Here is a 19,809-nt window from a genome sequence, read left to right on the forward strand (position 1 = left end):
CTCGGAATGATCCCGGTAGCGACCCCGTGCACCCTGCGGCCCGTCCAGCACGACTTCGCGGGCCGACGCGTGCTGGTGGTCTCGGACGGTGAAGGACTCGCCGGCGAGGTCGCCGCGCGCCTGACCGCGTGCGGAGCCGAGGCCGAGGTGGTCACGGTGCGCGAGACCGTACGCCACCACGCCGGACGGTACGCGGGCGCGGCCGTCACCGCCGAGGAGCTGGCGCAGCGGCTGACCGGCGGAACCCTCCCGGACTGGGTCTTCTTCCTGGACGGCTGCACGGCGCGCGCCAGAACGGACCGGCCCTTCCACCCGGCCGACGGCATGTACGCGGCCGGGACCATGCGCACCCTCTTCCACATCCTGTCCCCGCTGGGGCGGCGCTGGGTGGAGCGGGGCGCGGGGGGCTTCGCGGTGGTGAGCGTGACGGACGGGAGGTTCGGGCTGTCCGGGGCGCGCACCCTCGACCCGCTCACCGGCGTCCTGCACGGCATGGCCCGCGCCCTGCACAGCGAGGTGCCGGTCATCCGCACCGTCGTCCTGGACGCGGCGCCCTCCACACCGGCGGGCCAGGTGGCCGACCGGCTGCTGGACCTGGCGTCCGACGGCAGCCACCCGCACCGCGAGGTGGGCCTTGCCGGGCCGCACGCCTACACCACGACGCTGGTCCCCGCCTTCGAGCAGCCCTCCGACCTGCCGGGCGCCGAGGGCGAGTTGCCGCTGGACCGCACCAGCACGGTCGTGGCCACGGGCGGGGCACGCGGCGTGACGGCCGAGGTGGTGCGCACGATGGCCTCCCATGTGCCGTGCCGCTACCTGCTGCTGGGCACGACCGAGGTGGCCAACGTCCGTGCGGCGCTGGGCGTGGGGGACCGCGACGAGCTGCTGCACATGACGGCCGAGCAGCTGGACGAGCACAAGCGGCGGCAGTTCGCCGCCATGCGCGAGAAGGACAGCACGCTCCTGCCGCCCGCCTTCGAGCGCCACTGGTCCAAGATCACCAACTCCCTGGAGATCCTGCGCACGCTGGCCCGGATGCGGGACATGGGCGCACGCGCCGAGTACGTGCGCCTGGACGTCACCGACGCGTACCGCACCCGGCGTTTCTGCGACGAGACACTCGCCTCCGCCGGGCCGGTGCACGCGCTGCTGCACGGCGCCGGCATCGAGACCAGCAGCGCGCTGTGCTCCAAGACGCGGGAGTCCTGGGAGCGCACGGCGGCCGTGAAGACCGGCGGGCTCTACAACCTGACCCCGCTGCTGTCCGAGGAGACGCGGCTGGTCATGCTGTTCGGCTCGGCGGCCGGGACCTACGGCAGCCCCGGGCAGATCGACTACGCGGGTGCGAGCGAGTTCCTGTCCGTCGCCGCGCACAGGCTCGCCGCGGACTTCCCCGCAGCGCGGGTCCGCTCGGTCGCCTGGCCCGCCTGGGCCGAGGTCGGCATGGCGGTGCGGCCCTCCTCCCGGCTCGCGCTGGAGCAGCGCGACGTGGAGTTCATGAAGGTCGCGGAGGGCGTGGCCTGGGCCGACGCACTGATGCGCAGCCCCGGACGGGTACCGGCGCAACTCACCCTCGGCTACCGGGGCATGCCGGCCGAGGCCACCAGCAACCGCACCATCGCGCCCTGGAACGCCGCGCCGCGCAGCCGCCTGCGGCTGGTGGACACCTGCCACGAGACCGGGCCCGACACCTGGGACCTGCGCTGGACCTACCAGCCCGAGCTGGACGCGGGCCTCGCCGACCACCGCGTCGGCGGCTCGGCGCGGGTGCCCTTCGCGCACTTCGTGGAGCTGGTCTGCCAGTCGGTGCACGCGTGCCTGGGGGAGACCGGCGGCTTCACCGTCACCGGCCTGCGGCTGCTGCGCGGGCTGAGCCTGGCGCCCGAGCGGTGCAGGGAGGTACGCGTCACCGTCGAACGGCGCTCGCCCTCCGCGCTGGACGTGTGCGTGACCAGCTCGCCCGTGCTGCCCGACCACACCTGGCTGCCCGTCACGCTGGAACACCTCACCGCCACCGTGCGCCTCGACCCGCCACCCGGGCAGCGGGCCGTGGTGCCCGCGCTCCCCGACGACGCCGCCGAGGTGCCGGTGGAGGGCCTGGCCGAACGCTTCGAGGCGAACGGCATCACCTACGGCCCGGCCTTCCGGGAGCTCGTCTCCTGCCGCCGCCACGGCACCCGGCACCACGTGGAGCTGCGCACCCTCGCCGACTGGAACGAGGACGTGCGCGGGCGGTCCGTGCTCAACGTCGGACTGCTCGACCTCGCCCTGCAGTCGCTGTGCTTCCACCCCTCGACACGGCGCGGCGGCCTCCCCACGGCGGTGGCCGAACTGCGGGTGCACGCGGGGCCCGGCGACGCCACCGCCGAGGGCCTGGCCGTACTCGACGCACAGGACGAGCAGTTGAACGTGACGCTCGCCGACACCGGGGGCCGGACCCTCCTGGAGGTCCGCGATCTGACGCTCACGCGTCCCGACACGGCATGACACGCGCCGGCGCCACCGCGCCCGCGGCAGGGGGCCCGGGCGATCCGTCCACAGTCAAGGGGGAGGCGAAGTGAAGAACATCCTGGTGATCGGGGTGGGGCCGCACGCGCGCAGAAACCACTTACCCGGGCTGCTCGCCGGCCAGAAGGCGGGTCTGGTCGGCACGGTCGCGGGGGTGGACATTCCGGCGGCGTCCGAGGCGATCGCGCAGTTCAACAAGGCCTTCGAGGGCGAGGACATCCCGGTCGCGATGGTCGACCCCTTCGAGCCGGGACGCCGGGAGCTGCCGCCCCCGGCGCGGGAGACCCTGGACGCGCTGGTGCGCCGGTGCGCGATCGACGCGGTGGTGATCTCCACCGAGCCGTCCTTCCACGTGGTCTACACGCACTGGGCCCTCGACCGCGGGCTGGACGTCCTGCTCGACAAGCCGCTGAGCGTGCACGCCGACTGCTCGCTCGACCCCGCCAGGGCGCGCGCCATCCTCACCGACTTCGACGGGATGCTGGACCACTACACGCGTGCGCGCGAGGCGCGGCCCGAACTGCTGGTGACCGTCCAGTGCCAGCGGCGCTACCACCCGGCCTTCCTCACCATGCGGAACCTGATCGCCGAGGTGGCGGCCGAGACCGGCTGCCCCGTCACCTCCGTGCAGACCTTCCACAGCGACGGACAGTGGCGCATGCCGGGCGAGCTGGTGGACATCTCCTACCACTCCTTCGACCTGGGCTACGGCAAGTGCGCCCACTCCGGCTACCACTTCTTCGACATCGTCCCCTGGCTGCTGCGGGCCGGGGAGAGCGAGGGCAAGACGCTGGACGAGGTGGAGGTGCACACCCACGTCACCCGGCCCGGTGACTTCCTCGCCCAGCTCGGCGTCGGCGACTACGAGCGCCTCTTTCCGGGGTACGCCGCCGCCAACCCCTACACGGAGCCCGAACTCCTCGCGCGTACCCGCGCGTTCGGGGAGATCGACGCCTTCGTCTCCACCGCGTACAAGAGCGGCGGCCGCACCCTCACGCTCGGCAGCATCAACCTGGTGCACAACGGCTTTTCGCAGCGCGGCAGCGTGACCCCCGTGCACGCCGACCTCTACAAGGGCAACGGGCGGGTACGGCACGAGAGCCACATCATCGAACAGGGCCCCTTCCAGGCCATCCACTACCACTCGCTCCAGTCGCTGGGCGGCGGTGACGGCCCCCGCGCCCCCTACGAGGTCGGCGGCGCCGAGCACATCGAGGTGCACGTCTTCCGCAACAGCAGCTTCAACCCGCGCTGGGAGAAGTGCGCGACGTACGGGTACGAGGAGCTGGCCCAGGACGGTGCGTGGGAGGGGGTACGCGCCGAGCCCACCCAGTCGTCGTCCCGCGCACGGGCCATGCAGGAGTTCCTGGAGTACCTCAACGGCAAGCGCACCCGCGCGCAGATGGTCTCCGACCTCACCGACCACCGGCGCTCCTCCACCCTCATGGCCGGCGCCTACCTCTCCACCGCGCAGCAGTGGTCCGGCGCTTCCCCGACCGCCACGCTCGACTTCCGCACCAGCGCCGACCAGCCGTCCCGCACCGGCCCGAGCTCAGCCACCGCCCGCGGTCTCCTGGACCTGCCGCTGTGAGCGCCCCCACCGGAGCACGGCGCGGCCCGTGGCTGCCCCAGGACCCGCCCCGCGCAAGGGAGTCGGAGCACGAGCCCGAGCCCGGCGCCCGTACGCGGCCCCCGCACATCCCCGGCGGGGCGCGGCACCGCCTGCTCGACCGCTGCGCGCGGCACACCGGCGCCGTGACCGGTGTGCGGCGTCTGACGGGCGGGAACGTGAGCCACGTGTTCCGGGTGGAGGGGGAAGGCGGCACCGTCGTCCTCAAGGTGCGCACCGACAGGTTCGCGCGGATGCCCGAACTGCGCACCGACCCCGCGCTGATCGCCGACGAGCGGCGGGCCCTGGAGGTGTACGGGGCGGCGGCGCCCTCCCTCTTCCCCCGGGTGCTGGACTTCCTGCCCGAGGCGCACGCCATGATCATGACCGACGTCTTCCCCGACCGCCGCACCTACCAGGACCACCTGCTCGAACGGCCCGCGACGTCACGGGAGTTGGAGCGCCTGGGCGCCGCGCTGCGCCGCGTGCACGAGGCCACCCGCGCGGAGCGCCGGCCCATCAGGTCGCAGGGCGACGTGTGGTTCCGCGAGCACACCTTCGGGTTCTGCCTCGGCAGCACCCCGCACCCGGCGTTGACCGCTGCGTGCGGGGAACTGCGCCGCGTCAGGGGGCAGCAGCTCATCCTCGGCGACTGCTGTCCGAAGAACCTCAGCCTCGCCGGCGGGGGCGTGGCCATCTGCGACCTGGACAACGTGCACCACGGCTGGCCCCTGTACGACCTGGGCTATCTCCTCGCCCACGTACTCATCCACCACCCGGGCCCCGCCGCAGGGCGCCTGGACGTGCTGACCCGCGCGCTGCTGCACGGGTACGCGGGGCCCGAGGGGATCGCGGCGGACGACCACGCCCTGATGCTCAAGGTCACCGCGGGCGTCATGCTCTACCGCCTCGTCAACGGCGCCGTCCCCTACGAACTGCCCCTCGGCCCCGTCCAGCGCCGCGAACTGCACGGCCGCGTGGTGGCGTTGCTCGACCACGGCACGGTCGGGCTGCGGGAGCTGAGCCGCGCGGTGGCCCTCCTGCCCGAGGGCCCGACCGGCGGGGGAAGGACCACCGCGAGGCCGGCGCCCGACGTCCCAGTGCCCGCGACACCAGTACCCGACGCCCCAGGAGAGGACCGCCGGTGACGGGAGAGGAACGGCGGGCGGTGCAGGTCCTGCGCGCGCACGGTTACGAGGTCGCCGACATCCAGTCCCTCGCGAAGGACCAGGGCGACTTCGCCGTCCGCGTGCCGCCCCGGCGCCTGCGTCCGGCACCCGGCGTACGGTTCGAGGCGAAGACCGTGGAGCTGGGCGGCGGGTGTTTCACCAACGTCTTCACCCTCCGCATCCGGCTGGACCGCGCATCCGCGGCCGTCGCCTCCAGCGCGTCCGGCTTCTACCTGCGCGACCTCCTCGGCACCTGCGGAGTGTCGGTGGCCGTGAGCGGTTCGTTCTCCTTCATCTCCGACGATCCCTCCTACCAGCCGGCCGAACCGTGCCTGGACTTCTGCTGCCGGGACGGCGAGATCGTCAGCCTGCCGACGGCGCCCAAGCCCGCCTTCCTCGTACACCGCGACCGTCCGGTGCTGCGCGCGCTCCCCGCCGAGGGACGGGTACGGGTGGGGGAGACCACGTACACCTGGCGCGGCTCCAAGGCCGCCCCCGCGGATGCCGCCCAAGAGCCCGCAGCCCTCCGGGTGTTCAACGCCGCCAACTGCCGCGTGGAGTACGAGGACCACCCCCGCACCGGCTTCGTACGGTTCGTGGACCGCCGGGGCAACGTGACGCCGGCCGACCCCGGCGCGCTCGACTGCACCGTGGTCCGCCTCCCCGGGGGCGGTCACGTGATCTCCGCTGTCCGGCAGGGCGGCGGGGCCGACCTGTTCGCGGGCTCCTTCGTCCTGCGCGGGCACGTCTCGCAGGGCGCGGTGCTGCGCGAGGGCGCGCCGGTGCGGGTGCTCGGCATCGGAGGGCTGGACGCCTCGGAGATCTCCAGCGGCATGTCGGTCGGGCCCAGCGCGGCGGACGCCGCGGCCGGGCGCGTCGCCGCGTACGACGCCTCGCTCGGGCTCTCGCCGTTCCGCGACGTGCGCTACGCGCGCACCCTCGTACGGATCGGCGGCGGCGAGGTGTGGTTCCGGGTGTTCGACGGGGCGCCGCTGACCGAGACCTTCCAAGGGGTCACCCCGGCCGAGGCCGTGCGCCTGTGCGCGGCCGACGGCATGCCGCCCGACGAGACGCACCACCTGGACGGCGGCCAGTCCTCGAAGATCGGCTTTCTGGAGAAGGGGGAGGCGAGGGTGCTCGGCAGCATGCACTACCTGGAGTGGCCGCGCGACGAGACGGCGGACTTCCGGTGGCGGGGCCTGGAGGGGCGGCGCCTGAAGAGCGCGATCGTCCTGAGGACGGCCACGCGGTGAGCCCGCATCCCGCCACCGGTGCAGAGCCCCGCGACCGCACAGCACCCTCCGCGCAGACCGTCCGCGTAGCAGCGCACCAACCCGGCTACCACCGCCACCTGTACTACTTCTACAAAATGGCGGTCTCCGACGTCTTCGTCTCCCTGGACACCGTGCAGTTCGCCGCCCGCGAGTGGCAGAACCGGCAGGTGTTCGTGCGCGGCGGCGAGCGGCGCTGGCTGTCGGTACCGGTCAACCGCGGCCGCGAGCCGATCCGCGACAAGCGGATCGCCGACCACGGCGTCCTCCGCGACCACTGGGCCACCCTCAGCTCCCTCTACCGCTCCACCCCCTACTTCGCCCGCTACGCGCCCCGCCTGGAGGAGATCTACAGCACCGAGTGGACGCTCCTGCGCGACCTGTGCGACGCGCTGACCGGCGTCGTACGCGAGGCACTCGACATCACCACCCCCTACCTGCGCGCCGGCGACCTGATCCCGCACCCCTCGCACACGCGAGGAGCCCTGCTCGCCGAGCTCGCCCGGTCGGCCGCGGTGTACGCCCAACGCCTGCCGCAGAGAGGGGAGCGGCCATGCGGGGAGCGGCCGTACGAGACACCCCCGGGCGGCGAAGGCGCGGGCGGCGTCCCGGGCGGCACCCCGGGCGTCGAGTACCTGGCCTGCGCGACCCCGATGCGCGAGGACCACTACCTGATGCGGGCCTCGGCGCAGCACCCCGCGCTGACGGAGCGTCAAGTCATGGAGCGGCACGGCGTCACCGTCGGCACCTTCCCGTACCGGCACCCCGTCTACCCCCAGCGGCAGTTCCCGCCAGGCCACCCCTTCGAGGCCGAACTGTCCGCGTTCGACCTGCTGTTCAACCACGGGCCGCGGTCCCGCGGCATGCTGCTCGGCGCCGCCGCACCGGCGCCCCCGGAGACCGACGGAGACCCGAAGTGAAGGCAGTCCTCATCGTCGTCGCCCACCCCGACGACGCCGAAATCGGCATGGGCATGCGCATCCGCTGGTATGTGGACGGCGGCGCCCGCGTACGGGTGCACTGCCTGACCGCCGGCACCCCCGAGCCGGACGGCGCGCTGCCCCGGCTGGAAGAGTGCCGCAGCGCGGGCCGCGTGCTGGGCGTGGACCGGTACACCTTCTCCGGCATCCCCGACACCCGGTTCGTGGAACACCGCGGGAGCATCAACGCCGAGCTGTTCTCCGTCATCAGGGAGAGCGCGCCCGACGTGGTCTACACCCACTTCCCCGGCGACCAGCACATCGACCATGTGACCACTGCCCAGGAGGTGACGGCCGTGGCACTGCGCGAGGCCATGGACCTGTGCTATTTCCGCTCGCCGTACAGCACGGGGTTCGAGCCCAACCTGTTCTTCCTGGGGACGCCCGAGCTGATGGACGCCAAGATGCGGGCGCTGGAGTGCTTCGCCTCGCAGAAGCAGCTCGACATGGACGTCTTCCGCCGGCTCGCCTCCGTCGCGCACCGGCAGCACGTGCACCACAGGGTGGTCGAACGGCTCGACCCGGAGCTGCAGTACGCGGAGATGTTCAGGACCGAGCGGCGCATCGAGGGGGCGACGGCGTGAACACGGCGACGTACAGCGAAGAGCTCGGCGACTCCGGGCAGCGCCGGAAGGACACCGCCATGCCCCTGCTCAGGCGCCGCGGCGATTACAGCGCGGCGATGCCGCTGCCGGAGGGCGCGGCGGAGCACCTGCGGTGGGACAACCCGTACCTGCTCGAACTGGTCCGGCGCTATGCGCAGGTGGAATCGCCGCTCAACACCCATACGCAGTGGCGCGATTCCCACCGCTCGGACTTGGACCTGCGCTATTTCCGCGGCGACAACTGCTATGTGCGGCAGCTCTCCAATTACTCCTGCACCCTGGAGGAAAGCCTCGTACGGTACGCCGATTATCTCCGCGCATTCGACGCGCGCGGGCTGCTCGGACGGCTCGCCGAGGGCGGCGAATTCGGCTGCTGGACCGCGGAGGACGGGAAGGGCGGGCTGCTCAGCCGCGATCTGCTCGACTCGGTGAACGAGATCTCCTTCCTCGACCGCGCGTGGGACCTGTACGGCCGCCGCGGCGCGACCGTCCTGGACGTCGGCGCCGGCTACGGCCGCCTGGGGTGCCGCATGGTGGAGGCGGTCGAGGGGCTCGGCCGCTACTACTGCGTGGACGCCGTCCCCGAATCGACCTTCGTGTGCTCCTATTACCTGGGCTACCGGGGTGTCTCCCGCAAGGCCGTCACCGTGCCACTGGACCGGCTCGCGACGCTGGAGCGCACGCGCATCGACCTGGCCGTCAACATCCACGGCTTCTCCGAGATGCCGTACTCCGCGATCGGGGCCTGGCTGGAGTGGCTGGCGGCGCGCAACGTGCGGCACCTGTTCATCATCTCCAACACCCAGGACCGCCTCTTCAGCCGCGAACACACGGTCAGGGGGCGGAACGCGGCGCCGCTGCTGTGGCGGTGCGGCTACCGCAGGATCGCCGCCGAACCCATCGTCCGCGACCCGTCGCTCGGCGACGACCTGGGCGTCGACGACCACTTCCTGCTCTACGAACTGCAGCGGTGAGCCCGCGACCGGAGGAGTCCCGACCATGTCCCATGTGCTCACGGTGTCCGGCAGTCCGTCAGCGCACTCCCGCACCGCCGCGCTCCTGCGCTACATCGAGCGGACGCCCGAGCTCGCGGGGCACGAGGTGCGGCGGCTGTGCGTACCCGACCTGCCGCCCGGGCCCCTGCTGCGCGGCGAGACCGGGCACCCCGCTCTGCGATCGGCGCTCGCGGCCATCGCCCGCGCCGACGCCCTGGTCATCGGCACGCCCGTCTACCAGGCCGCCTACAGCGGGGCGTTGAAGACCCTGCTCGACGTGGTTCCGGAGGCCGGCCTGTCCTCCAAGACCGTGCTGCCGCTGGCCACCGGCGGCACACCGGCCCACCTGCTCGCCCTCGACTACGCGCTGCGCCCCGTGCTCACCGCGCTGGGCTGCGACCGGGTGCTGCGCGGCCGCTTCGTCCTGGACCGGCACATCACCCCCGACCCGGTCGAGGGGGCGCGGCTGGAGCAGGACACGGCGGCGGGGGTGCACGAGAGCGTGGGGCGCTTGGCGAGGGCGCTCGGAGAGCCCGCGGCCGCCCTCAGCGCTGCCGCCGCTCCGCGTTGATGCCCCGTACGAGGTCGAGCGCGGCGAGCACGCCGTCGGTGCCGCCCGCCGCCAGGCCCAATTCGAGGCGGTGCACGCCGCGTTCGCGCAGCACGCGCAGCCGGCCGGCCACCTCGTCCTCCGTACCGGTGATGAGGAAGCGCTCGCGCAGGTAGTCCCACACGCCCAGCTCCATGGCGGCCTCCAGATAGGCGCGCCGCTTCTCGGGGGACTGCCGTCCGTGCTGCCCCAGGTCGTAGAGCTCGCCGAGCTTGCGTACGCCGTCCTCGTACTCGGCCGGCACGAACTTCCCCGCCAGCCCCGACCGCGCGAAGTGGTGCGCGAGGGAGGCCGCGAGCCAGCCCGCCTCCTGAGCCGCGCGCTCGGAGTCGGGGCCGATGCGGAGGCCGGCCGCGTTCCACCACAGCTCGAGACTCCCGGGGTCGCGGCCGGCGCGTTCGGCAGCGCCCGCGACCACCGCGCGCACCTCCCGTACGACGTCCTCGCTGTGCCCGAGCCCGAGGAAGACCCCGTCCGCGATCTCCGCGGCGAGCTCCAGCGACCGCCTGCCGTGCGCGGCCATGTAGAGCGGCACGCGCCGCTCCGGCGGCCGCGCGAGGTGTACGTCGGCGCCGCGCCACACCGACCTGCCCGTACGGAGCAACTCCGCGACGCACACCGCGTAGGCGCGCAGATCCCGCAGCGTGGCGGCGCGCTGCCCCAGGTTGTAGACGCCGCTGTCCCCCGTGCCGATCCCCAGGAAGACCCCGCCGGGCGCGGCACCGGCCAGCCCGGCGAGCGCACTCGCGGTGACCACGGGGTGCCGGGTACGGGGATTGGTGACGGCCACCCCCACCGGAATGGAGGTGAGGTGCTGGGAGAGAGCCCCGAGGGTGGCCCAGCACTCGGGCACCCCAACAGGCGAGTCCCACACCCCGACCCGGTGCCCGCCACGCTTCTCGACAAGCCGTCCGACTGACACGGCATCACTGATGGTCCCCGCATTGATATTGACCATCACCTCGACAACAGCCCCCACGAGTCCCCCTCCCAGCTCCCGCCGAACCTACCCAAACCCCCAACACACCGGTACGAGCCCGTTTCGGCCGCCGGTGGCCGAAACGGGGTCGCGGCAGGTGGCGCGGGCTTTCCTCCGGGGAAGGGTCGGGGAATGGGAGATCACGGATTGTCAGGCGATGGGGTTCGGGGCGGGGAAGACGCGACCCGGCGTTACTACGACAGCGCGGACGTGGACGCGTTCTACGACGCCGTGTGGGGCGGCGAGGACATTCACATCGGCATCTACGCCGACCCCCACGAGGACGTCTCCACCGCCTCGCACCGCACCATCACGCACGCGGCCGGCAAGGTCGCCGACCTGCTCGGCCCCGAGGCCAGGGTCCTGGACCTGGGCTCCGGATACGGCGGTTCGGCCCGCACCCTGGCCGAACTCCACGGGTGCCGCATCGAGGCCCTGGACCTGAGCGAGGCGCACAACGAGCGGCACCGCGCGGCCAACGCCCGCCGCGGACTCGACCACCTCATCAACGTCACCACCGGCACCCTCGACCAACTGCCCTACCCCGACGACCACTTCGACGTCGTATGGACCCTGGAGGTGCTGTGCCACGCCCACAACCGCAAGCGTGCGCTCGAAGAGATCCTGCGGGTGCTCCGGCCGGGCGGCGCGCTGGTCTTCACCGACATCATGGCCGCCGACGACACCCCGGCACCGGCCATCCAGCCCGCGATCCAGCGCCTGGGCGTACCCGACCTGGCCACCCCCTCCTTCTACCGTGAGCACCTGCTCGCCTCCGGCTGCACCCCGGTGGAGCTGGAGGACCGCACGGCGGACGTCGCGACGCACTACGCGCGCCTGGAGGAGGACGTACGGCAGCGTGCGGAGGAACTGCGCGGCGTGATCAGCCCCGGTTACATGGACGACCTGCTCACCAACCTCCCGCTGTGGAAGGACATCACCGGCAGGGAACTGGTCCGCTGGGGAATCGTCCACGCCCGCCTGCCCGAGGAGCAGCCGCCGCAGTGAGCGCGCCGACCCCGCAAGGGGAACGCCCCCGCAAGGGGAACGCCCCCGCTCCCGGCACGGGCCGGGAGCGGGGGCGCTGGGGAAGGAGCGCGGAGTCGTCAGCCGGCCGGCTTGACCCAGCCCTTCTTCACGAGCTGGTCGCAGTGCGCCTTGCCCTTCGAGGGGGACTCGCCCTTCTTCTGCGTCGCCTTGATGCAGTCCTGGTAGGGGAAGGGCGGCCCGGCGTGGGAGGCGGGGGCCGCGCTGGCCACGGAACCGGCCATGCCGACGGCGGCGACGGCGGTGGCCAGGGCGATGCTGAAGCGTCGCATGGAATGCACCTCTTGATCGGTACGGGGATGTTCGTGATCGTCAACGAGCGCGGACCGTTGACGGCACGGCACAGCGACCCCGTACCTTCTGCGGGTTCCTGCCCGTTTTTACCGAGCCGGTGACCATACGCCCGCTCCGTGGGCCTGAGCCGGGCCCCGTACGGGCGTAGCGAGGTGCCGTTCCTTGACGTTCCCCTGGGAAGTCTTTACCGGGGCGACGGGGTCACTTCTCCGCCATCAACGCTTCCCGTGCGGCGCGCTCTTGAGGCAGCGGACCACCAGGTCAGCCGGTGAGGACGGGCCGGAGACCGGGGCGTCCGTGGGGGCCCACACCTCCAGGGCGACACGGATCGCGGCGGTCGCCCGCGCCGCGGTCATGCGCACGTGCAACGGCTCGGCCTCCGTGCCCAGGAGCCGCTCGATCACGGGGACGAGCTGCTCCTCCGACTCCTGGTTGACGCGGTACCACACGGCCCGCAGCGCCGGATCGTCCTGCGCCGCGCGCAGCAGCGCCCGGGTCTGGCGCAGTCCCTCCTCGGCCTCCTCGTCGGGCGGGGAGAGCGCGGTGACCGCCGCCGCCTCGAGCGTGCGGGCGACCGGTGCGCCCGGCTCGGCGGCTGCCAGCAGCTCGCGCCAGCGCGCGCCGCCGGCCGCGAGGAGCGGGCCGACCGCGTCCTGCTTGTTGCGGAAGTAGCGGTAGAAGGTGCGCAGGGCGACGCCCGCCTCGGCGGCGATCTCCTCGGCCGTCGTGCCGTCGGGCCCCTTCTCGGTGAACAGCCGCACGGCGGCCCGCGCGATGTCCATCTGGGTCGCGGCCTTGCGGCGCTCGGTGAGCGAGGGCTGCGTGGTGGGCGACGTCGCACTGGGCGACGTCGTGCCGGCGGACTGCGTACTCGTACTGCGTGGGTGCACGAGGGGAAGGGTAGCCCGCCCGGGAATGAACTGGCACACATTGTCGTTATGGCAAAACGTGTCACCACGTCGTACGGTGGCCATCGGACACCCCCGCACCCAGCACCCCAGGGAGTCGACATGAACCGCTACGAAGGCCGCCGCGCGCTCGTCACCGGCGCGGGATCCGGCATCGGCCAGGCCACCGTCCTGCGCATGCTCCACGAGGGCGGCACGGTCGTCGCCGCCGACGTCAGCGAGGCCGGGCTCCAGGACACCGTCGCCAAGGCGGGCGCCGGCGCCGAGCGCCTGACCACGCAGGTGGTCGACGTCGCCCAGGAGGACTCGGTCAAGGCCGGCGTCGCCGCGGCGGTGCGGGCACTCGGCGGGCTCGACGTCCTGGTCAACGCGGCCGGCATCCTGCGCTCGGGCCACTCCGAGGAGGTCACCCTCGCCGACTTCAACCAGGTCATCCAGATCAACCTGGTCGGCACGTTCCTGGTGATCCGCGAGTCGATACCCGCGCTGCTGGAGGGCGACGAGCCCGCGGTGGTCAACTTCTCCTCCACCGCCCAGAACTTCGCCCACCCCTACATGGCCGCCTACGCCGCGTCCAAGGGCGGCATCCAGTCCATGACACACGCGCTGGCCATGGAGTACAGCAAGCGCGGCATCCGCTTCACCGCCGTACAGCCGGGCTCGATCTCCTCCGGCATGACGGACGGCTCGGGCGCGTCGCGGCAGTCGGTCGGGCCGGGCCTGCCCGCCGACGCCGACATGTCGCTGCTCCAGAAGACCACGCCGATGCTGCAGGTCGGGGAGGGGCGGCACAACTTCGCCGGCCCCGACTCGGTGGCCTCCGTGGTGGCCATGCTGGCCTCGCACGACGGGTACTTCATCACCGGCACCGAGGTACGCATCGACGGCGGGAGCCACATGTGAGCGGCGCGGCACAGACCCCTGAGCCGAGCGCAGGGCAGGCTCCCGCGCAGCTCTTCGGCGGGAAGGTCGCCGTCATCACCGGTGCCTCCGCCGGAATCGGCGAGGGCTTCGCCCGGCACGCCGCCTCCCTCGGCATGCGGCTGGTCCTCGCCGACATCGCGGAGGAGCGGCTGGCCCGCCTCGCCGACGAACTGCGCGGCGGGGGCGCCGAGGTCGAGGCGGTCTTCACCGACGTGGCCGAGGCGGCGTCGGTCGAGGCGCTGGCCGAGCGGGCGTACGCGCGCTTCGGCACGGTCGACCTGCTGCTCAACAACGCCGGGATCATGGCCATGGGCTACTCCTGGGAGATCACGGCCGAGCAGTGGGACCGCGCGCTGCGCATCAACGTCGGCGGGTACGTCAACGGCATCCGCGCCTTCGTCCCGCGCCTGCTCGCCCAGGGCGGCCGGGCGTGGGTGGTGAACGTGTCCTCCGTCGGCGGTTTCCTGCCCAGCCCGCTGATGGCGCCGTACAGCGTGACCAAGTTCGGCACGCTGGCACTGAGCGAATCCCTCGCGTACGAGCTCCAGTTGAAGCGGTCCCAGATCCAGGTCTCGGTCGTCCTCCCCGATTCGGTCCGCAGCGAGATCTTCAAGACGGCCGCCGCGCCTGACAGCCAGACCCCGCCGGAGGTCGCCGGCCTCAACGCACAACTCCAGGCGCGCGCCGACACCGAGGGGATCTCGGCGGAGGAGCACGCGCGGAGGTGCTTCGAGCAGATCGCGGCGGGGCGGTACTGGGTGTTCCCGCAGCCGGACATGATCGACGGGGCGTTGCGGGGGCGGACGGACATGATCCTGGGCCGGAGGGATCCAACCCTGGGCCCACAGCACTGAAGCGCGGGGCGGCCCATCGGTCGCCCCGCCCCACGCGCCCCGTTCACCCGCCCCCGGCCGTGACGGGCTCGGTGACCCGGCGCGCGAACAGGCCACGTGCGGCGAAGGCGAGGACTGCGGTGAGTAGGGCCGCGCCCGTGGCCGCCGTGAACACGCCGTGCGGGCCGAGCGGTTGGACGAGGAGGCCGCCAGCCTGCTGGCCGACCGCGTCGCCCAGCACGGTGGCCAGCGAGGCCCAGGTGAACGCCTCCGTAAGCAGCCGCTGGTCGGTCAGCCTGCTGACCAGCGTCATCTCGCTGGCGGCGACCAGGGCGATGGGCGCGCCGCCCACCGCGAGGGCGATGCCGAGGGTGAGTTCCGAAGTGGCCAGCAGCGGCAGCGTCGTACCGACGGCGAAGGCCAGCACGAGCCACGGGAAGCGCTGGTGAACGGGCCGCTCCGACTGCGAGGAGCCCAGCCACAGGGCGCCGACCGCGCTGCCGACGCCCCAGCAGGCGTACACGAACCCGGTGCGCCCCGGCGTGCCGTGCTCGTCCACGTACGCGGGGACGGCCAGCGTGATCAGCCCGATCGGTACGGCGGCGCAGGCCATCACGCCGCACAGCGCGAGCATGCCCGGGTTGCGCAGCGGGCCCAGCAGACCGTGCGAGGAGTGCTCCTCACGCGCCTTGCGGTCCTGCTCGGCGACCTCCGGCGGCAGCGGGGTCAGCGCGAGCCCCACGGCGCCGACGCCGCCGAGTATCGCCACCGTGGTGAGCGCGGCCCCCGCCGAACCGGTCAGCATCAGGACCGCGAGCATCACCGGGGCGCCGACGATGAGGAGTTCGGTGAGCAGCGCTTCCCAGAGGTACGCGGTGTCGCGCTCCTCCTTCCGCAGCGGCATGCGCGCCCAGAGGCTGCGCATGCACGCGTTGGCCGGCGGCAGCGAGGCGCCCGACACGACCGCGAGCCCCAACTGCGGGGCCGTGGCCGGTCCGGCGGCCCACACCAGCGTGGCCAGCGCGCTCGGGTACACCACGCCCGTGACCAGCAACATCGGCCGCCGCCCCGCGCGGTCCACACGGCGGGCGATGAACGGGCTGCCGAGCGCCATGCCGACGGTGTAGAGCGCGGACACCATCCCGGCCTGCGCGTAACTGCCGCCCTGCTCGCGTACGACGAGGACCATGGCGAGGGACATCAGATACACGGGCACCCGTGCCACCACGCTCCACCAGGCGGGCCCGGCGACATGAGGGCGCGTCAGGAGCCGCAGGAAACGTCGGGGCATCCCTGTCATGGTGGGGCGGTCCTCCGTGTCCGTGGTGTGGTGCACGCACGCGCGCACGCCTGCGATTTTCAGGCCAACTCCCGTATACACGTGCTTGTCCGGCGAGGGGCCGCGTGCCAGCGTGCGGGAGGGCCGTCGTCCGGCTGACGGCTCGAGCAAGCCCCCCACTGACGCAAGGATCACTCCCGTGAGGACCGTTCGGAGATGAGCACCGCCAACCCCTCGGCGCACGACGGTGCGGCATACCCCCCGCTGCTCGAACCCCCCGCTGTGATCACGGCTCTGGAACAGGCCCACGGGGCCGGGTTCGCGCAGAGCTGCACCCCCGAGGTGGGCCGGCTGCTCGCCGCTCTCGCGCTGAGCAAGCCCGGGGGACGGATCGCGGAGAGCGGCACGGGGTTCGGCGTGGGCACAGCCTGGCTCCGGTCCGGGCTGCACGGGGGCGCGGAACTGCTCACCGTCGAACGCGACCCCGGCCGCGCCGACGGCGCCGCGGAGCTCTTCCGCGCGGACCCGCAGCTCACGGTGCTCACGGGGGACTGGACGCTGCTGCGCAGGCATGCGCCGTACGACCTGTTCTTCTGCGACGGCGGCGGCAAGCGTGAGGACCCCGACGGGGTGGTGGATCTGCTCGCGCCCGGTGGGGTTCTGATTCTCGACGACTTCAGCCCCTCCCACCAATGGCCTCCGCTGTTCAACGGCGCGCCCGACGAACTGCGGATCGCCTATCTGACCCATCCGTCCCTGCACGCGGCCGAGGTCCAGGTCGCCCCCGCGGCCTCCGTGATCATCGCGACCCGCCGCTAGCCTGCGCCGCCCCGCCCGGCAGAGCGCGCTCGCGGAACGGGACGACCTGGTGGTGGGCCCCGAACCCGAGGACCGGCATTGGCATGGCCCGCTACGGCGCCTCGGTCGTCCAGGTCCGGCGGCACACCCCGCATCACCACCGGCAGCGCTGAGCGCGGGACACCCTGACCGCTGCCTTGTCGCTCGTGTGGCCCAGCGTGAGCCCGTACAGCCCGGCGCAGGGAGAGTGCCTGGCTGAGGATGAGGAGGTCCCCGTACGGCGCTGCGCAGGGAGAACCCGATGGAAGCCGAGGCAGAGGGGCCCGCTCCCGCAGGACAGCGGGTGCTGGTGACCGGGGCGAGCGGCTACATCGGCGGCCGTCTCGTGCCCGAGCTCCTGGCCGCGGGGTACCGGGTCCGCTGTCTCGCGCGTTCGCCGGAGAAGCTGCGCGACTACCCCTGGGCGGGGGAGGTGGAGGTCGTACGGGGCGACGTGAGCGACCCCGCGTCGCTGGACGGCCCCCTGCGCGGGGTGGACGTGGCGTACTACCTCGTCCACGCACTGGGCAGCGGCGCACAGTTCGAGGCCACGGACCGGGACGCGGCGCGCGCCTTCGCGGCCGCCGCGCACGCGGCCGGCGTGACCCGGCTGGTGTATCTGGGCGGCCTCACACCCCGCGACGTGCCGGAGGCGCAGCTCTCCCCGCACCTCCGCTCGCGCGCCGAGGTGGGCAGGATCCTGCTGGACTCCGACGTGGACACGGTGGTGCTGCGTGCGGCGGTCATCATCGGCTCGGGTTCGGCGTCGTTCGAGATGTTGCGCTATCTGACCGAACGGCTCCCCGCCATGATCACCCCGCGCTGGGTGCACACCCGCATCCAGCCCATCGCCATCCGCGACGTCCTGCGCTACCTGACCGGCGCGGCCCGCCTCCCGCCCGGCCTGAACCGCACCTTCGACATCGGCGGGCCCGACATCCTCACGTACGAGGGCATGATGCGCGGTTACGCCCAGGTCGCCGGCCTGCCCCGCCGCCTGATCGTGCCGGTGCCGATGCTCACGCCGGGCTTGTCCAGCCTGTGGATCGGGCTGGTCACGCCCGTACCGCGGTCCCTGGCGCGCCCGTTGGCCGAATCGCTGCGGCACGAGGTGGTGTGTACCGAGCACGACATCGCCGACCACCTGCCCGACGCCTCGGACCGGCCGCTGCCCTTCACGACCGCGCTGCGCTACGCCCTGCGAAGGGTCCGCGACGCGCAGGTGGACACCCACTGGAGCTCCGCCACCCCGCCCGGCGCCCCGAGCGATCCGCTGCCCACCGACCCGGACTGGGCGGGCGGCAGCCTCTATACGGACGAGCGCGAGGTGGCGGTCGACGCCCCGCCCGAGGCGCTGTGGCGGGTGATCGAGGGAGTCGGGGGCCCGCGAGGCTGGTACTCCTTCCCCCTGGCCTGGTCCGTACGCGGCTGGCTCGACCGCGCGGCGGGCGGAGTGGGCCTGCGCCGGGGCCGCCGCGACGCCACCCGGCTGCGCGCGGGCGACGCGCTGGACTTCTGGCGCGTGGAGGAGATCGAGCAGGGCCGGTTGCTGCGGCTGCGCGCCGAGATGCGGCTGCCGGGGTGGGCGTGGTTGGAGATGTACGTCGTACGGGACGGCGACCGTGGCGACGGGGCTCGGTACAGGCAGCGGGCCGTGTTCCGCCCGCGGGGCCTGTTGGGGCATCTGTACTGGTGGAGCGTGGCCCCTTTCCACGCGGTGGTGTTCGGTGGAATGGCGCGGAACATCGCTCGGGCTGCCGAGGAGCGCGTCCGTACGAGAACGCGCCCCGACGCGCGGGAAAGCGGCCGGGGCGGCGAGGGTGATCGGGGCGACCGGAATGGTCGGGGCGGGCGGGGTGATTAGGCGGTGGGGGCGTCCGTGACGCGACGGTGTCCGCCGTTGCGCTCCTGCCAGCGGCGGTAGACGTCCACCGCGTCCTCGCGGGCGTCGTGGCGCATGGGCAGCCGCCGCTGCCGGTAGTCCTTGGCGAACTCGCCGTAGAAAGTGTCGAGTTCGAAGTACTTGCGGTCATCCACGTAGTGCGGCTCGTACGCCTCCCGGGTGGTGAGGAAGACGACCTCGTCGGGGGAGCAGTAGTACAGCGCGCCCAGGCACATCGGACAGGGCTGCGCCAGGATGTAGATGGTGGTCCCGACCAGGTGCTCGGTCCCGAGCCGGGTGCAGGCGTCGCGGATCGCGAGGATCTCGGCGTGCGCGGTGGGGTCGTGGGTCTGGGCGACCCGGTTGGGGCTCTCGGCCAGGACCTGCCCGTCCTTGACGATGACGGTGGCGAAGGGCCGGCCGCCGTCCTCGACGTTGCGCCGGGCGAGATCGATGGTGCGTTGGGCGAAGTCCACGAGGGGTTCCTTTCCTGCGGTTGCGGTTCCTTGACGGAAGGGGCGGAGGTACGGGGCTGGGCCGGGCGCGGGGGAGGGGGCCGGTGCGCCCCCTCCCTGGTGGTGTGCGCCGGGGGATCAGTACGGGTTGGAGGGCAGGTACTTGCCGTCCAGCGTGATCACCGCGCGCTCCCCGCCCTCGGGATCGGCGACCTTCTGCACGTCGAGGCGGAAGTTGACGGCGCTGATGATCCCGTCGCCGAACTGCTCGTGGACCAGCGCCTTCAGGGTGGTGCCGTAGACCTGCAGGATCTCGTAGAAGCGGTAGATCGTCGGGTCGGTCGGCACCCGGTCGGGCACCGAACCGCGCGAGGGGATCGTCTGCAGGAGCAGCGCGTCGTCGGCGTCCAGCCCGAGCTGCTGCGCGACCTGCTCGGCGGCCTCGCGGGGGAGTGCGTGCTGCCCGAGCACGGAGGCGGTCACGAACGCGACCGACAGCCCGGTCGCGTCGGCGATCTCCTGCCAGGTCAGATCCTTACGGGTCTTGGCGTCCACGGCCCGCGAGGCGAGCTCCAGACGGGCGGTGGGGTCGAGCTGGGCGTGCGGCATGGGGTTCTCCTTGTG

Annotated in this window: 19 protein-coding genes; 13 read left to right on the forward strand and 6 right to left on the reverse strand. The window is 72.8% G+C overall.

Annotation, left to right across the window (positions count from 1 at the left end; genetic code table 11):
- The first annotated feature begins 6 nt into the window (after positions 1-6).
- The 8 genes from ABEE00_RS07485 (at position 7) to ssuE (ending at position 9,708) form a co-directional block, all read left to right on the forward strand.
- Positions 7-2,487 (forward strand): SDR family NAD(P)-dependent oxidoreductase, encoded by a 2,481-nt coding sequence (locus ABEE00_RS07485; protein WP_345744539.1) that lies wholly within the window; start codon positions 7-9, stop codon positions 2,485-2,487.
- Positions 2,488-2,557: 70 nt separating this feature from the next.
- Positions 2,558-4,099: a Gfo/Idh/MocA family protein gene (locus ABEE00_RS07490; protein ID WP_345744470.1), complete on the forward strand. Its 1,542-nt coding sequence runs from the start codon at positions 2,558-2,560 to the stop codon at positions 4,097-4,099.
- Positions 4,096-5,265, forward strand: coding sequence for a phosphotransferase (locus ABEE00_RS07495; protein ID WP_345744471.1), 1,170 nt, complete (start codon positions 4,096-4,098; stop codon positions 5,263-5,265). Before ABEE00_RS07490 ends, ABEE00_RS07495 begins: the two co-directional genes overlap by 4 nt.
- Entirely contained in the window at positions 5,262-6,539 is a 1,278-nt protein-coding gene (locus ABEE00_RS07500; RefSeq protein WP_345744472.1) for a hypothetical protein, read from the forward strand. Before ABEE00_RS07495 ends, ABEE00_RS07500 begins: the two co-directional genes overlap by 4 nt.
- On the forward strand, positions 6,536-7,477 hold the full coding sequence (locus ABEE00_RS07505; protein ID WP_345744473.1) for a WbqC family protein: 942 nt from the start codon (positions 6,536-6,538) through the stop codon (positions 7,475-7,477). The genes ABEE00_RS07500 and ABEE00_RS07505 overlap by 4 nt, the downstream gene beginning before the upstream one ends.
- Positions 7,474-8,121: a PIG-L deacetylase family protein gene (locus ABEE00_RS07510; protein WP_345744474.1), complete on the forward strand. Its 648-nt coding sequence runs from the start codon at positions 7,474-7,476 to the stop codon at positions 8,119-8,121. The genes ABEE00_RS07505 and ABEE00_RS07510 overlap by 4 nt, the downstream gene beginning before the upstream one ends.
- Positions 8,118-9,116: a putative sugar O-methyltransferase gene (locus ABEE00_RS07515; protein WP_345744475.1), complete on the forward strand. Its 999-nt coding sequence runs from the start codon at positions 8,118-8,120 to the stop codon at positions 9,114-9,116. Before ABEE00_RS07510 ends, ABEE00_RS07515 begins: the two co-directional genes overlap by 4 nt.
- A 25-nt stretch (positions 9,117-9,141) precedes the next feature.
- Positions 9,142-9,708 carry an NADPH-dependent FMN reductase gene (gene ssuE / locus ABEE00_RS07520; RefSeq protein WP_345744476.1) on the forward strand — a complete coding sequence of 189 codons (567 nt, stop codon included), beginning with the start codon at positions 9,142-9,144 and terminating at the stop codon, positions 9,706-9,708.
- On the opposite strand, the gene ABEE00_RS07525 is transcribed toward ssuE, so the two are convergent.
- Complete coding sequence (locus ABEE00_RS07525; protein ID WP_345744540.1) at positions 9,683-10,705, reverse strand: LLM class flavin-dependent oxidoreductase; 1,023 nt, start codon at positions 10,703-10,705, stop codon at positions 9,683-9,685. The genes ssuE and ABEE00_RS07525 overlap by 26 nt on opposite strands.
- A gap of 153 nt (positions 10,706-10,858) precedes the next feature.
- Here ABEE00_RS07525 and ABEE00_RS07530 point away from each other — a divergent pair, with 153 nt between their 5' ends.
- Complete coding sequence (locus ABEE00_RS07530) at positions 10,859-11,734, forward strand: SAM-dependent methyltransferase (protein ID WP_345744477.1); 876 nt, start codon at positions 10,859-10,861, stop codon at positions 11,732-11,734.
- Between the two features lie 98 nt (positions 11,735-11,832).
- On the opposite strand, the gene ABEE00_RS07535 is transcribed toward ABEE00_RS07530, so the two are convergent.
- Entirely contained in the window at positions 11,833-12,045 is a 213-nt protein-coding gene (locus ABEE00_RS07535) for a hypothetical protein (protein ID WP_345744478.1), read from the reverse strand.
- Between the two features lie 237 nt (positions 12,046-12,282).
- Positions 12,283-12,849 (reverse strand): TetR family transcriptional regulator, encoded by a 567-nt coding sequence (locus tag ABEE00_RS07540; RefSeq protein ID WP_345744541.1) that lies wholly within the window; start codon positions 12,847-12,849, stop codon positions 12,283-12,285.
- Positions 12,850-13,077: 228 nt separating this feature from the next.
- On the opposite strand from ABEE00_RS07540, the gene ABEE00_RS07545 reads away from it, so the two are divergent.
- Complete coding sequence (locus ABEE00_RS07545) at positions 13,078-13,878, forward strand: SDR family NAD(P)-dependent oxidoreductase (RefSeq protein WP_345744479.1); 801 nt, start codon at positions 13,078-13,080, stop codon at positions 13,876-13,878.
- Positions 13,875-14,753 (forward strand): SDR family NAD(P)-dependent oxidoreductase, encoded by an 879-nt coding sequence (locus tag ABEE00_RS07550; RefSeq protein ID WP_345744480.1) that lies wholly within the window; start codon positions 13,875-13,877, stop codon positions 14,751-14,753. The genes ABEE00_RS07545 and ABEE00_RS07550 overlap by 4 nt, the downstream gene beginning before the upstream one ends.
- Positions 14,754-14,796: 43 nt before the next feature.
- Here ABEE00_RS07550 and ABEE00_RS07555 read toward each other — a convergent pair whose 3' ends face one another.
- The gene (locus ABEE00_RS07555) at positions 14,797-16,023 is read right to left on the reverse strand and encodes an MFS transporter (protein WP_345744481.1); all 1,227 of its coding nucleotides are present in this window, start codon (positions 16,021-16,023) and stop codon (positions 14,797-14,799) included.
- A gap of 204 nt (positions 16,024-16,227) precedes the next feature.
- Between ABEE00_RS07555 and ABEE00_RS07560 the strand changes: the two genes are divergently transcribed.
- Together ABEE00_RS07560 and ABEE00_RS07565 are read left to right on the forward strand one after the other, a co-directional pair.
- The gene (locus tag ABEE00_RS07560) at positions 16,228-16,830 is read left to right on the forward strand and encodes an O-methyltransferase (RefSeq protein WP_345744482.1); all 603 of its coding nucleotides are present in this window, start codon (positions 16,228-16,230) and stop codon (positions 16,828-16,830) included.
- A gap of 280 nt (positions 16,831-17,110) precedes the next feature.
- Positions 17,111-18,712, forward strand: coding sequence for an SDR family oxidoreductase (locus ABEE00_RS07565; protein ID WP_345744483.1), 1,602 nt, complete (start codon positions 17,111-17,113; stop codon positions 18,710-18,712).
- Here ABEE00_RS07565 and ABEE00_RS07570 read toward each other — a convergent pair.
- Entirely contained in the window at positions 18,709-19,206 is a 498-nt protein-coding gene (locus ABEE00_RS07570; RefSeq protein ID WP_345744484.1) for a nucleoside deaminase, read from the reverse strand. The two genes, ABEE00_RS07565 and ABEE00_RS07570, sit on opposite strands and share 4 nt — an antisense overlap.
- Positions 19,207-19,323: 117 nt before the next feature.
- Positions 19,324-19,794: a cyanase gene (gene cynS / locus ABEE00_RS07575; RefSeq protein WP_345744485.1), complete on the reverse strand. Its 471-nt coding sequence runs from the start codon at positions 19,792-19,794 to the stop codon at positions 19,324-19,326.
- Between the last annotated feature and the right edge of the window lie 15 nt (positions 19,795-19,809).

This window comes from Streptomyces odontomachicola (genome assembly GCF_039605595.1).
In the GTDB taxonomy this organism is placed as follows: domain Bacteria; phylum Actinomycetota; class Actinomycetes; order Streptomycetales; family Streptomycetaceae; genus Streptomyces.

Excerpts from the sequence above, each read along its gene's own strand:
- ABEE00_RS07485 (WP_345744539.1), top strand. The coding sequence starts at position 7 with ATGATCCCGGTAGCGACCCCGTGCACCCTGCGGCCCGTCCAGCACGAC.
- ABEE00_RS07530 (WP_345744477.1), top strand. The coding sequence starts at position 10,859 with ATGGGAGATCACGGATTGTCAGGCGATGGGGTTCGGGGCGGGGAAGAC.
- ABEE00_RS07565 (WP_345744483.1), top strand. The coding sequence starts at position 17,111 with ATGGAAGCCGAGGCAGAGGGGCCCGCTCCCGCAGGACAGCGGGTGCTG.
- ssuE (WP_345744476.1), top strand. The coding sequence starts at position 9,142 with ATGTCCCATGTGCTCACGGTGTCCGGCAGTCCGTCAGCGCACTCCCGC.
- ABEE00_RS07560 (WP_345744482.1), top strand. The coding sequence starts at position 16,228 with ATGAGCACCGCCAACCCCTCGGCGCACGACGGTGCGGCATACCCCCCG.
- ABEE00_RS07540 (WP_345744541.1), bottom strand. The coding sequence starts at position 12,849 with ATGGACATCGCGCGGGCCGCCGTGCGGCTGTTCACCGAGAAGGGGCCC.
- ABEE00_RS07535 (WP_345744478.1), bottom strand. The coding sequence starts at position 12,045 with ATGCGACGCTTCAGCATCGCCCTGGCCACCGCCGTCGCCGCCGTCGGC.
- cynS (WP_345744485.1), bottom strand. The coding sequence starts at position 19,794 with ATGCCGCACGCCCAGCTCGACCCCACCGCCCGTCTGGAGCTCGCCTCG.
- ABEE00_RS07555 (WP_345744481.1), bottom strand. The coding sequence starts at position 16,023 with ATGCCCCGACGTTTCCTGCGGCTCCTGACGCGCCCTCATGTCGCCGGG.
- ABEE00_RS07525 (WP_345744540.1), bottom strand. The coding sequence starts at position 10,705 with ATGGTCAATATCAATGCGGGGACCATCAGTGATGCCGTGTCAGTCGGA.
- ABEE00_RS07545 (WP_345744479.1), top strand. The coding sequence starts at position 13,078 with ATGAACCGCTACGAAGGCCGCCGCGCGCTCGTCACCGGCGCGGGATCC.